General features: G+C 74.1%; 10 protein-coding genes. 3 read left to right on the top strand and 7 right to left on the bottom strand.

Annotated features, from left to right (window positions below):
* Window positions 1-44 precede the first annotated feature (44 nt).
* Complete coding sequence (locus ACQEWB_RS36255) at window positions 45-1,352, top strand: SGNH/GDSL hydrolase family protein (RefSeq protein ID WP_432838657.1); 1,308 nt, start codon at window positions 45-47, stop codon at window positions 1,350-1,352.
* On the opposite strand, the gene ACQEWB_RS36250 is transcribed toward ACQEWB_RS36255, so the two are convergent.
* The 6 genes from ACQEWB_RS36250 to ACQEWB_RS36225 form a co-directional block, all read right to left on the bottom strand.
* Window positions 1,340-4,264: an AfsR/SARP family transcriptional regulator gene (locus tag ACQEWB_RS36250; protein WP_432838655.1), complete on the bottom strand. Its 2,925-nt coding sequence runs from the start codon at window positions 4,262-4,264 to the stop codon at window positions 1,340-1,342. The genes ACQEWB_RS36255 and ACQEWB_RS36250 overlap by 13 nt on opposite strands.
* 60 nt (window positions 4,265-4,324) lie before the next feature.
* On the bottom strand, window positions 4,325-5,158 hold the full coding sequence (locus tag ACQEWB_RS36245) for an alpha/beta fold hydrolase (protein WP_432838653.1): 834 nt from the start codon (window positions 5,156-5,158) through the stop codon (window positions 4,325-4,327).
* Between the two features lie 17 nt (window positions 5,159-5,175).
* Window positions 5,176-7,134, bottom strand: a complete 1,959-nt coding sequence (locus tag ACQEWB_RS36240) for a BTAD domain-containing putative transcriptional regulator (protein ID WP_432838651.1) — start codon at window positions 7,132-7,134, stop codon at window positions 5,176-5,178.
* A 130-nt stretch (window positions 7,135-7,264) separates the two neighbouring features.
* Window positions 7,265-8,563 (bottom strand): glycosyltransferase, encoded by a 1,299-nt coding sequence (locus ACQEWB_RS36235; protein WP_432838649.1) that lies wholly within the window; start codon window positions 8,561-8,563, stop codon window positions 7,265-7,267.
* A gap of 74 nt (window positions 8,564-8,637) precedes the next feature.
* A complete protein-coding gene (locus ACQEWB_RS36230) occupies window positions 8,638-9,282 on the bottom strand; it encodes a response regulator (RefSeq protein ID WP_432838647.1) in 645 nt (214 codons plus the stop codon).
* Window positions 9,279-10,322, bottom strand: a complete 1,044-nt coding sequence (locus tag ACQEWB_RS36225; protein WP_432838645.1) for a sensor histidine kinase — start codon at window positions 10,320-10,322, stop codon at window positions 9,279-9,281. Before ACQEWB_RS36225 ends, ACQEWB_RS36230 begins: the two co-directional genes overlap by 4 nt.
* A gap of 97 nt (window positions 10,323-10,419) precedes the next feature.
* Between ACQEWB_RS36225 and ACQEWB_RS36220 the strand changes: the two genes are divergently transcribed.
* Window positions 10,420-10,905 (top strand): cation:proton antiporter regulatory subunit, encoded by a 486-nt coding sequence (locus ACQEWB_RS36220; protein WP_432838643.1) that lies wholly within the window; start codon window positions 10,420-10,422, stop codon window positions 10,903-10,905.
* Window positions 10,906-10,909: 4 nt separating this feature from the next.
* Window positions 10,910-12,124 (top strand): cation:proton antiporter, encoded by a 1,215-nt coding sequence (locus tag ACQEWB_RS36215; protein ID WP_432838641.1) that lies wholly within the window; start codon window positions 10,910-10,912, stop codon window positions 12,122-12,124.
* Between the two features lie 50 nt (window positions 12,125-12,174).
* On the opposite strand, the gene ACQEWB_RS36210 is transcribed toward ACQEWB_RS36215, so the two are convergent.
* Window positions 12,175-12,579, bottom strand: a complete 405-nt coding sequence (locus ACQEWB_RS36210; RefSeq protein WP_432838639.1) for a MazG nucleotide pyrophosphohydrolase domain-containing protein — start codon at window positions 12,577-12,579, stop codon at window positions 12,175-12,177.
* Window positions 12,580-12,687: the final 108 nt, after the last annotated feature.

The following is a 12,687-nucleotide window of genomic DNA, read 5'->3' as shown; positions in this document are numbered from 1 at the left end:
CCCGTCGGCCGGACCGGCCGACGGGCACCCGAACCGGAGGGACCATGGTCACACTCGCCAAGCGTGTCCACATCGCGCTGGTCGCCGCTGTCGGACTACTCACGTTACTCACGGCCCAGGCGTCCACCGCGCACGCCGCCGAGCCAACTCCGTTGCGCGTCATGCCACTTGGTGACTCCATCACCTGGGGCGAAGCCAGCAGTACGGGCAACGGCTACCGGTCGACCCTGTGGAACGACCTCGCGGCCGAGGGCCACACCCCGGACTTCGTCGGCTCGGTCCACAGCGGCACCATGACCGACCCCGACAACGAGGGTCACCGTGGGTGGCGTATCGACCAGATCGCCTCGATCGCCGACGCGAGCCTGGCCCGCTACCGGCCCAACGTCGTCACCCTGGAGATCGGCACCAACGACCTGCTCCAGAACTACCAGGTGTCCACCGCCGCCGACCGACTTCGCTCCCTGGTCGACCGGATCACCACCGCCGTCCCCGACGCCACCGTGCTGGTCGCCTCGCTCATCGTGTCCACCAGTTCGGTGGAGGAGCCCAACCGGCCGGCCTACAACCAGGCCATCCCCGGGATCGTCGAGGCGGCGCAGGCCGCGGGCAAGCATGTGCGGTACGTCGACATGGGTGCCGTGACCGCCGCCGACCTCGTCGACGGGGTGCACCCTGGCGACGCCGGCTACGCCAAGATGGGCGACGCCTTCAACACCGGCATCCAGGCGGCCGACAGCGCCGGCTGGCTCCAACAGCCCAGGCCCTACAGCGCGTTGCCCGGTACCTGGGACCTGTGCGCGACCGAGAACGGGACCTGCGACACCGGCGGGGCGGCGGCCGTCGCCTACGGCGCGAGCGGCAGGTTCAAGTACCTCACCTCGACGGGTTCCGTCGCGTGCACCAACACACTCTTCGAGGACCCGATCCCGGGCACCGTCAAGGCCTGCTACGGCCAGACCGCCCCGCCCGCGGAGAACGTGTGGTCCCCGTGCGCCACCGAGGGCGGCACCTGCGCCTTCTCCGGCGTGATGACGGTCGCCTACGGCGCGAACGGCTCGTTCCACTACGCGACCCTGCCCGGCGGCACGGCGTGCACCAACGCCGTGTTCGAGGACCCGACCCCCGGCACTCCGAAATCCTGCTACCTGATCTCCGCCCCACCCTCCTTCACCACCTGGACCGTCTGCGCCGCCGAGAACGGAACCTGCACCTTCAGCGGCGAGCACGAGGTCGCGTACGGCGCAGGCGGCCGCTTCGTCTACCGGTCCGTCACCGGTTCGACCGCCTGCACCAACGCCGTCTTCGACGACCCGATATCCGGCACCCCGAAGTCCTGCTACGTACAGTAAGAAGCATCTCCGGATGAATCCGATACGGCGGTGATCCGCGGCGCGGGTACCTCGTCCCCGAGCGCCGTCAACCTCGTGCGGAGTTCCTCGGCCGCCGTCGGATCGGTCCGCGCCAGGAGCCGCAGGGCTCGCTCCCAGACCGTGCGGGCCGAACCGGGGTCCCCGGTGACGAGGTAGGTGTCACCGAGGTGGCGGAGCGTGCCCGCCTCGCCGAAGGTGTCGCCCACCTCACGGTAGAGCCGCAGCGCGCACTGGTAGGCGGCGACCGCCCGCCGGTGTTCGCCGAGGTGGTGACGGGCGATGCCGAGGCTGTCCCAGCAGCCGGCCTCGCCGTACCGGTTGCCCTGGGAGAGACCGGCGAGGCCGCCGAGGGCCTCCTCGAAGTAGGCGGCGGCCCTTCGGTGTTCGCCGCGCAGGACATGGGTCCAGCCCAGGGCGTGCAGGGCGCTGGTCTCCGCGGCGCGGTCGTCCAGCTCCCGGTAGCGGGCGAGCGCCCGTCCGGCCGCGTCGAGCGCACCGTCGTAGTCGCCGAGCCGGTCGAGCAGCCAGCCATGACTGCGGTGGGCGTGGCCGAGGCCGAGCCGGTCCCCGAATTCGGTGAACAGGTCGAGGGAGTGCCGGATGTGGGTGCGGGCGTCGTCGTACCGCTCCAAGCGGGCGGAGGCGCGCGCCAGGCCACGGTGCAGATGGGCCTGCGCCGTGCGGTTCCCGTCGCGGACGGCCGCCTCCAGCCCGGCGCGCTGGAGCGCTGCCCCGTCGTGCCAGTGCCCCTGCCGGTCCATGAACCGCTCCAACGCCCAGGCCAGCCCCCAGACATGGGCATGGTCGCCCCGCGCGACGGCCCGTCCCGCGACCGCGGACAGCACCCGCGCCTCGGCCGTGTACCACCGCAGCGCCTGCCCGTCGTCGGCGAAGGCCTCGGGACGCGCGCCCGGGGCGGCGGGCGGTGGCGGATGGAGCCGCCAGAACGGCGAGTAGACGGCACCCGCGGCGTGCGCGGTGTGCAGGTAGTGGTCGAGGAGTCGGCATACGACGGCCTCGCGCTCCGCCGAGTCGTCGTGCTCGGCGGAGCGTTCCGCCGCGTAGGTGCGCAGCAGGTCGTGGCAGACGTACCGGCCGGGCAGGTGCTCGGTGAGCAGATGGGCGCGGGTGAGCTCGGCGAGCAGGCGGCGGACCTGGCCCGGCTCGTCGCCCGTGGCGGCCGCCGCGGCCGGCAGCGTGACGTCCGGGCCGGGGTGCAGGGACAGCAGCCGCAGCAGCCGCGCCGCGCCGGGGCTGAGCGCACGGTACGACCAGGAGAGCACCGCCCGTACGTCCCCGGCCGGGTCCGCGTCGCTGAACGCGTCGAGGCTGCCGTGGGCCGTGCGCAGTTCGCCCGCGATCGCGGTGAGCGGGAAGTCCGGGTGGGCGGCGGCCCGGGTCGCGACGACGGCCAGGGCCAGCGGGAGCCCCGAGCACCGGGCGACGATCTCGTCGACGGCCGTCGGATCGGCGAGCACGCGGTCGGCGCCCAGGCGCCGGGTGAGCGACTCGCGGGCCTCGGCCACGGGCAGCCGGTCCAGCGCCAGCGGGCGGGCGGCCTCGGCCGTGACCAGGCCGAGGAGGCGGTCGCGGCTGGTGACGAGGACCAGGCAGCCGGGGCTGCCCGGCAGCAGCGGACGCACCTGATCGACGTCCCGCGCGTTGTCGAGCAGGATCAGCGTCCGGCGCCGGGCCAGCAGGCTGCGGTAGAGCCCCGCCTGGGCGTCCGTCCCGGCGGGTATCCGCTGCGCGGGCACACCGAGGGCCTCCAGGAAGGCGCGCAGCACCTGCTCCGGATCCGCCGGGGCCCCACCGGGGTCGAAGCCGCGCAGGTTCGTGTACAGCTGCCCGTCCGGGTAGCGGTGGGCGACGCGATGCGCCCACCGCACGGCCAGCGTGGTCTTGCCGATGCCGCCCATCCCGCTGATCACGGCGATCCGGGTGCCCGGCGCCTCCTGCGCCGACAGCTCGGTCACCCGGGCGAGTTCGGCCCGCCGGCCCGCGAACGCGGCCAGGTCCGCGGGCAGTTGGGCGGGCCTGACGAACGGAGTGGCGGGCCGCGGGTCGTTCCGTGGCGCATCGGGTACGACGGTCAGCCGGACCGGCGCGGTACGCCCCCGCGTCGACGGCTCGGCCGTACCGGCGTCCCCGCGCAGCACCTCCCGCTGCGCGGCCCGCAGTTCGGCGCCGGGCTCGACGCCCAGCTCGGCGGTGAGCCGGGCGCGTACCCGCTGCCAGGTGTCGAGCGCCGACGCCCGCTGCCCGGTGACGGCGAGCGCGCGCACCAGGCGGGCCTGCACCGACTCGTCCAGCGGGTGCTCGCCCGCGGCGCGGTGCAGCACGGCGAGCAGCCGCCCGGCCGTGCCGGTGGCCAGGGCCGCGTCGGCCGTCTCCTTCACCACCGCCAGGTGTTCACGCTCCAGGGCGTTGAACGCCGGGTGGGACCGCGCCTCCACCGGGACGCCGGTGGCGACCGGCCCGGTGCGCAGGCTCAGCGCCTCCAGCAGCAGCGGTACGGCCTCTGCCGTGCCCCGGGTCCCGCTCTGCCGGGCCTGGCTCACCAACTCCCGGAACCGCAGCAGGTCCAGGGTCTCGGGCGAGGCGTTGAGCCGGTACCCGCCCGCGTCCCGGACCAACCAGCGACCCGGCGCCCGGACCCGCAACTGCGGCTCCAGCAACCGGCGCAGCACACCGATGTGCCGGTAGACCGCGTTGGCCGGCCCGCCCGGCGGCGCCTCGCCCCAGAGCGCGTGCTGCAGCTCCTCCATGGCCACGGGACCGCCCGCGTGTGCCATCAACTGGGCCAGCAGCAGCCGCTGTTGGGCCGCGCCGAGTCCCACCTCGGCGCCGTCGCGCCAGACCCGTACCGGTCCCAGGACCTCGAACCGCATCGTCACCGTCGTAATCCCCGTGTCACCGTGTTCCCCGACTCCCCCGTGCCCTGCCTCCGTTCAGGTGGCCGGCAGTCCTTCGATCCAGCTCAGCACCAGCGCGTTGAACTCGGCCGGACGCTCCTGGAACAGCCAGTGGCCGACCCCGTCGAGGACCACCGACGCGCTGTACGGGTGCCGGCTCAGGGACTCCTCCCAGTCCGCGTCGACGCCCTTCGCCTTGAGAGAGGCGGCCGCCGAGACGGACAGCACCGGGCAGGCGCGGCGCGCGAGGTAGCTCTCGACGCCGGGCCGGGCGGTCAGCGGGGCGGCCGTCTCGTCGAACATGCCGTGGAAGACGTCCCGTACGGTCATCGGGTCCATGCCGAGGACCCGCCGGCGGTGCCAGACGCGCAGCGCGTCCTCGGCGCCGGCCGTGGCGGGGTTCTCCAGCCCGCCCAGGACCGCCGCGGCGGTGGCGACCGGGTCGGGGACGCGGAAGGCCGCGGCGAGCTGCGGCACGAACTCCGCCTCGAAGCCGTAGCCGGGATCCACCGCGACCACGGCCCGTACCAGGGACGGGTGTTCGACGGCGAGCACGGAGGCGACCAGCGCGCCCATCGAGTGGCCCACGACGACGACCGGCCCGGGGTCGATGCCGTCGAGCAGCTCGGCCAGGTCCGTGGCGAAGTCGCGCGGGCGCATGCCGCCGGTCAGGCCCGTGGAGTGGCCGTGCCCGCGCAGGTCCGGCGCGAGCACCCGGTGTCGCGTGGCGAACGCCCCGATCTGGGCCGACCAGTCGTGGGAGTCGCAGGTCCCGCCGTGCACCAGCAGCAGTGTCTCGCCCGCGCCGTCGCCGACCGGTCCCTCGTCGGTGTGGAACAGCCGGTTGCCGTTGATCAGGCTGTACGTCACTGGGATCCGCCCCTCGCTCATGGAAGCCGCCGACTGCCGGCGGGTGGCGGGAGCGTAGGCAAGGGGCAGTGGACGAAGTGTGCCTGGCTTGTGAGCCGGCCCCGGACGAGTTCGGCGGCGTACGCCCGCAGCAGGTCGTGGCAGGCGTACCGGCCGGGCGAGCGTTCGGTGAGCAGGTGCGCGTCGGCCAGCTCGGTGAGCAGTACTCGGACCCTGGCGGCCGGTTCGCCCGCGAGGGCGGCCGCGGTGCGGACGGTCAGCTCGGGCCCGGGATGCCGGGAGAGCAGCCGGAACATCCGCGCCGCCGGCCCACCGAGTGCGTCGTACGACCACGAGAACACCGCCCGTACGTCGCTCGCCGGGTCGGCGGCTCGGAACGCGTCGAGCCCGCCGTCCGCGGCCCGCAGCTGCTCGGCCGGCGTCGCCAGCGCGAACGCCGGGCGGTCGGCCGCTCGGGCGGCCACGACCGCCAGGGCGAGCGGCAGCCCCGCGGTGAGCGAGACGATCTCCGCCACCGCCCGGGGCTCGGCGGCCACCCGTTCGGCGCCGAGCCGCAGGGCCAGCGCGGAGCGGGCCTCGGCCGGCCCGAGCACGTCAAGCGTGACCGGGTGGGCGCCCTCCGCGGAGGCCAGGCCGCCGAGCCGGTTGCGGCTGGTGACGAGCACCAGGCAGCCGGGGGCGCCGGGCAGCAGCGGCCGGACCTGGGCGGCGTCACGGGCGTTGTCGAGCAGGACGAGCAGTCTGCGTCCCGCCGACAGGCTCCGGTACAAGGCCGCCCGGGCGTCGAGTCCGTCGGGTATGCGGGCGGGCGGTGCGCCGAGGGCGTCCAGGAAACCCCGTAGGACGTCCTGCGGCGGGGTGGGCCGCCCGGCGGGGCCGAATCCGCGCAGGTCCACATGGAGCTGCCCGTCCGGGAAGCGGTCGGCCACTTCGTGGGCCAGGCGCACGGCGAACGCGGTCTTGCCGACGCCCGGCGGACCGCCGATGGCCGCGATCGCGAGGGCGGGGGTGCGATGCCCGGCGCCGTCCAACAGGTTGCGCAGCCGGTCGAGTTCGGCGGTACGGCCTGCGAAGACGGTGAGGGCCGGGGGTAGTTGGGCGGGGCGGACCGGGGGAACGGACGGGGTTGCGGGGAGCGGGGTGTCCAGGTCGGCCGCGCCGGTGTGGTGCGCGAGGGCTCGGTCGGTGTGCGGGTCGCCGCCCCGCGCGGTTCCCGGCCCCGAAGTCACCCACAGCCGGGCCGCGTTCAGCTCCGCCCCCGGGTCCACGCCCAGTTCGTCGGTGAGCCGGGCGGCCGTCGCGCGGAACACCTCCCGTGCCTCCGCGCGGCGGCCGGTCGCCGCGAGCGTGCGGATGTGCAGCGCCTGGAGTCCCTCGTCGAGCGGGTGGCGGGCCGCGCTCTCCGACAGGGCGGGCAGCACGCGGTCCGCGTGGCCGTGGCGCAGCGCCGCGTCGGCGGCCTCGCGCACCATGGCGTCGTACTCACGGTCCAGGTCCGAGAAGACGGGGTGCGGCGGCGCCGCGGACGGGCATCCCGCGGCCGATCCGTGCCGTAGCGCGAGCGCCTCCGCGAACACGGACACCGCCTGCTCCGAGGCATCGCTACGGAGCAACTCCCGTGCGGTCGTCGCCAGTTCACGGAACACCAGCAGGTCCACGGAGCCGGACGGGGCCAGCAGCCGGTAGCCGCCACCGCCACGCAACAGCAGGCTGCCCTCGGCCCGGTTGGGCAGCTCCGGCTCCAACAGCCGCCGCAGCTCCCCCACATGACGGTGCACCATGTTGACCGCGCGAGCGGGAGGCCGGTCGGCCCACAGCGCGTCCACGATGTCCGGCAGCGGCACCGGGGAGCCGGCCCGGGCCAGCAGCAGGGCGAGGAGGGTCCGGCGCAGCGGCGGCCCAGGGTCCACCTCGGCCCCGTCCCGCCAGACCCGTAACTCCCCGAGCACCGTGAACCGCCACGGCATCGATGTCATCGCCCCGCCTCCCCTGCCGACCGCACATGCTAGGCAGCGGCGGGGACGGCTTCACGGGGCTGGACATTACGGGCGTGGCACACCGCGAGCCGGTGCGTCGACCGTCCAACTGCCCTTCCTCACAAGGCGGTTACGACACCTTGGCAACCACGTCCGCGATCGCCTCGAACGCGTCGTGCCGCCCGAACTCCGCCCTCAACGCGCCCGCACGTTCGCGGTACCCGGGCTCGGCCAGCACGGTGCGCACCGCGTCGCGTACGGCCTTCGGCGACGGCTCCCCGGTCCGCAGGTCGAGCCCGGCCCCGCTCCACTGCACACGGGCGGCGACCTCCGGCTTGTCCTCGCCGTCCCCGGCCACGACGAGCGGTACCCCGTGCCGCAGCGCCTCGTGCACGCCGCCGTACCCGCCATTGGTGACCAGCACAGACGCGTGCGGCAGCAGTGCGTCGAAGGGGACGTACCCGCCGATGCGTGCGTTCGCCGGCACGGGTCCGGCCGCCTCGATCGCGGCCGGACCGTCCTCGCGTCCCGTCGTGGCCACGACCAGGACGTCCTCGTCGGCCAGCGCCTCGACGGCGGGCCGCACGAGCCGGCCGAGATCGCGGTTGTCGAACGACCCCTGGGTGACCACGACCACGGGCCGATCCGCCCGCGCCACCTCCGCCCACCAGTCGGGCAGCGGCCGCGGTGCGCGCGGCGCGGCGGGCAGCGGCCCGACGAACCGGAACGAGGGGGGCAGATCGGTGCGCGGATACTCGAACCCCGGGACGGTCAGCTGGAGATAGTGGTCCGGCACGGTCACCAGGCAGTCCAGGACGAACCCGGGCAACTTGGTGCCGCTCTCCCCGAAGTTCTCCTCGATGTGCCGCTGGGCACCGGCGAAGACCTCCTTGACCTGCTCGTTCATTTCCCGGTGCCGCTTCCGGGCGCCTTCGCCGACCAGTGGCGGCATGGCGAGCCCGATGGGTGGCGCGTCCTCGCTCAGCAGGGTCGGCATCGTGATGCCGAGGCCCACGGTGACCGGACGGCGCCCGGGCGGGGCGGACAGGGTGAGCGCCGTCGTCCCGAGGAAGAGCGGATCACTGATGACGACGGATGCCGGGTACCGGCGCTCCAGCAGGGTCCGCAGCGCGCGGTACTGGGCGGCGGTCGGATCGCCGAAGACGTGCTTCATGTCGTAGTCCAGCTGGGCCGGTCCGGTCGGGAAGGCGGCCCGGTCGGGGAAGTACAGCTCGAGGCGCCGGTCGTCGAAGTCGGCGGCCGGCGGCAGCGACACGTGCTGGGCACCCGCGGCCCGTACGTCCTCGGCGAACCGGCTCCCGGTCAGTACGACGACCTCGTGCCCGCGCCGCACCAGGTCGGAGGCGACGGCGAGGACCGGCTGGACGTGGCCGTGGAACGGCGTCGCGGCGGCGATGATCAGTGTCACGGACGGCTCCCTGTGCTCGGTGGACGATGCCCGGGGAGCGTAGGAACCCGTTGTGCAGAAGAAGTGCGCCCGCCTCAGGGTTCGATCAGGCCGGCCCGGATCGCGTAGCGCGTGAGCTCCAGGCGGTCGCGCATGCCGAGTTTCTGCAGCAGATTCGCCCGGTGGCGTTCGACCGTCTTCGCGCTGATGAAGAGCAGCTCGGCGATCTCCTTGGAGGTGTGACCCTCGGCGACGAGCTTGAGGATCTCCTCCTCGCGCTCGGTGACCGCCCGGGCCGGCAGATCGTCGCCCCGGCGCAGCCGCTCCAGGTAGGACCGCACCAGGGCGCGTTCGGCGCCCGGATACACGAAGGGCTCGTCGCGCATCGCCGCCCGGCAGGCCTCCACCAGATCCCGGTCGGCGACGGACTTGAGGACGTAGCCGCTGGCCCCGGCCCTGAGCGCCTCGAAGAAGTACTGCTCGTTGTCGTACATGGTCAGCACGAGCGTGCGCAGTCCGGGCAGCCGGCGGGAGAGCTCGCGGGCCGCCTGGAGGCCGGTCTGCCGGGGCATGGCGATGTCCAGGACGGCCAGATCGACGTCACGCGCGCGTGCCAGCTCGACCGCCTCCGCGCCGTCCCCGGCCTCGGCGACCACCGTGAGGTCCGGCTCGCCGTCCAGGATCAGCCGCACCCCGCGGCGTACGAGCGCGTGGTCGTCGGCGAGGAGGATGCGGATCACTGCCGTACCCCCTCGGCGACCGCCATCCGCAGCCGCACGTCCGTGCCGTCCTCGGGCCCGGGTCCCAGCGACAGCTCGGCCCCGACCAGCAGCGCCCGCTCCCGCATCCCCCGTATCCCGGCCCCCTCCGGAGCCGTACCGAGGCCTTTTCCGTTGTCTCTTACGAGGAGTTCGACGCCGTCGGCGACCCGGGCGAGGCGGATCTCCGCGCGGTCGGCACCCGCGTGCCGGGCCGTGTTGGTGAGGCCCTCCTGGGCCACGCGGTAGAGCACCAGTTCGGACTCCTCGGTCAGCGGGGGCAGGTCGCCCGGGACGTGGTGCCGTACCGTCAGCCCGCGTGTGGTGAACTCCGCCGCCAGCGAGCGCACCGCGCTGGCCAGACCGAGTTCCTCCAGGACGCCGGGGCGCAGCCGGCGGGCGATGCGGCGGATCTCGTCGAGACCGGCCCGGGTCGCCTCCTGGGCCTGGGTGACCTCCTCGCGCAGCTCGTCGGGGGCGCGGTCGGCGACGCGCTTGAGCTGGAGCAGGACGGCGGTCAGGGTCTGGCCGACCTCGTCGTGCAACTCCCGCGCGATCCGCCGCCGTTCCCGCTCCTGCGCGGACAGGGCACGGGCGGCGCCGGCAGTGCGTTCGCTCTCCAGGCGGTCGAGCATCATGTTGTACGTCGTGATCAGCTCGGCCGCCTCCGCGGGGCCGGCGACGACCGCGCGGGCGCCGGGGCGCAGCAGGTCGGCCGTGGTCATGGCGCTGCCGAGGCGGCGCAGCGGAGCGAGCCCGACGCGCAGCACGACCGCGTTGCCGGCGAGGAGCGCGGCGAGGCCGGCGACGACGACCAGGGCCTCGGCGGGCAGCACGGGCGTGGAGACGGTGACCGGGCCGAGCAGGAGGGCGGCGGCCAGCACCAGGCCGGCGGCGTTGAGGGAGAAGATCCGCCAGAACAGCGACACGGTTCCCGTCCTCTCCCCGACCTTCGTTTTCGGCACCGTTTCGGTCACCTTCTCCGCCCGATCCCGGTCGCGTATATCCGTGCTGTCACCCATGTCGCCACCGTACGGGCGGGTGGCAGCATGCGAGGCGGCCGAGGGTGATCACGGCCCATCGACGTGACAGCCCATCAATGGAACAAAGGGGAGAAACGTGTCTGCGCCACGTCTGAGGGCGACGCCGCTGCCAGGCATCGGAGTCCAGTACGACCTGGTGACGCGCGACGGGCGCCAGCTGTCCGTGGTGGCGCACCGGGACGGCGTCCGCACGGTGAACGTGTACCGGGCCGACGACCCCGACTCCTGTGCCCACTCGCTGCGGCTGACCGGCTCCGAGGCAGGCGCGCTGATCGACGCGCTGAAGCCGTCCCACCACAGCGCGAGCCTGCTCTACGCCTCCGACCTGGGCCTGGTCGCCGAGCGGATCGAGGTGGCGGCGGCCTCACGCTTCAACGGGCGGGTGCTCGGCGACACCCGGATGCGTACCGCGACCGGCGCGTCCGTGGTGGCGGTGCTGCGGCGGGCGGAGGCGATTCCGTCCCCGGCGCCCGACTTCCGGCTGGCGGGCGGCGACATCCTGATCGTCGTCGGCACGCGCGAGGGCGTCGACGCCGCCGCGGCGATACTCGGGCGGGAGTGAACCGGTGCACTCCGCGGTCCTGTTGATCGAGTTCGGTTCCATCCTCCTCGCCCTCGGCCTGCTCGGCCGGTTCGCCGGACGCTTCCGGCTCTCCCCGATCCCGCTCTACCTCCTCGCCGGGCTGGCCTTCGGCGAGGGCGGGCTGCTGCCGCTCGGGGCGAGCGAGGAGTTCGTCTCCATCGGCGCCGAGATCGGCGTCATCCTGCTGCTGTTGATGCTCGGGCTGGAGTACACGGCCGGCGATCTGGTCACCAACCTCAAGGCGCACTACCCGTCGGGCCTGGTCGACTGTGCGCTGAACGCCCTGCCGGGCGCCCTGGCGGCGCTGCTGCTCGGCTGGGGCCCGGTGGCCGCCGTGGTGCTGGCGGGCGTCACCTGGATCTCGTCGTCCGGCGTCATCGCGAAGGTGCTCGGCGATCTGGGCCGGGTCGGCAACCGGGAGACGCCGGTGATCCTCAGCGTGCTGGTCCTGGAGGACCTGGCCATGGCGGTGTACCTGCCGATCGTGACCGCGCTGGTGGCCGGCGCCGGGCTGCTGGCGGGGAGCGTGACGCTGGCGGTCGCGCTCGGGGCGGCGGGGCTGGTGCTGTTCGTGGCGGTCCGGTACGGCCGGGTCATCTCTCGGTTCGTCTCCAGCGACGACCCGGAGAAGCTGCTGCTGGTGGTGCTGGGCCTGACCATCGTGGTCGCGGGCGTGGCCCAGCAGTTGCAGGTGTCGGCCGCCGTCGGTGCCTTCCTGGTCGGCATCGCGCTGTCCGGGGAGGTCGCGGAGGGCGCGCACACGCTGCTGAGCCCGCTGCGCGACCTGTTCGCCGCCGTGTTCTTCGTCTTCTTCGGGCTGCACACGGACCCGGCGAGCATCCCGCCGGTGCTGCTGCCGGCCCTCGCGCTGGCTCTGGTCACCGCGGCCACGAAGATCGCCACCGGCTACTGGGCGGCACGCCGGGCCGGTATCTCCGTCAAGGGCCGTTGGCGCGCGGGCGGGGCGCTGGTGGCGCGCGGAGAGTTCTCGATCGTCATCGCGGGGCTGGCGGTCGGCGCGGGCATCGAGCCGTCGCTCGGACCGCTGGCGACGGCGTACGTCCTGATCCTGGTCGTCCTCGGCCCCCTCACCGCCCGCTACACGGAGCCACTGGCCCGCTGGTTCGGCGAGCGCCGGGAGCCGCGCGCGGACGCTGCGCCGGAGACTGCGAATGCGGGCGCGCCGGTCAGGGACTGAAGGCCGATGCCCTCCGCGTCCGGGTCTCGTTCTTCGGCACGCCGTAGGGCTCAGGCGCCGTCGGGGAGCCAGCCCTGGCGACGCAGCACCGCCGACACGTCCGGCGCCTCGTAGTGCTCCCCCTTGAGCACCTTGCCGTCCTCGCGCCGGGCGACGCTGCCGTCGGGGCCCAGCTTGGTCATGTTGGAGCGGTGGATCTCCGCGATGACCGCGTCGAGGTCTATGCCGTGGACGAGAGCCGTGCCGTACGCCACATAGACGACGTCGGCCAGTTCGTGCGCGAGTCTGTCGAGCGGGCCGGTGACCGAGACCTCGGCGACCTCCGCGGCCTCCTCGGCGAGCAGCTCACCGCGGTGGGCGGCCAGCCGGGGCGAGACCTCGGTGGGCGTGGTGCGGGCGTCGAGCCCGAAGGCGTGGTGGAACTGACGGACCAGGTCGGCGGGCGATGAGCTCATGCGACGACTGTATCGATCACCACTGACAGTCCCGGCCGGCCGACCGTCCCGGCCGACCGCCGCCACCGTCGGGCGCCGCGCCCTTGTGACCCCTGCCCTGGTCAGCAC

Origin of the sequence: Streptomyces sp. CA-249302 (genome assembly GCF_050936785.1) — a bacterium.
Lineage (GTDB): Bacteria > Actinomycetota > Actinomycetes > Streptomycetales > Streptomycetaceae > Streptomyces.
This window is presented reverse-complemented; position numbering and strand designations above follow the sequence as displayed.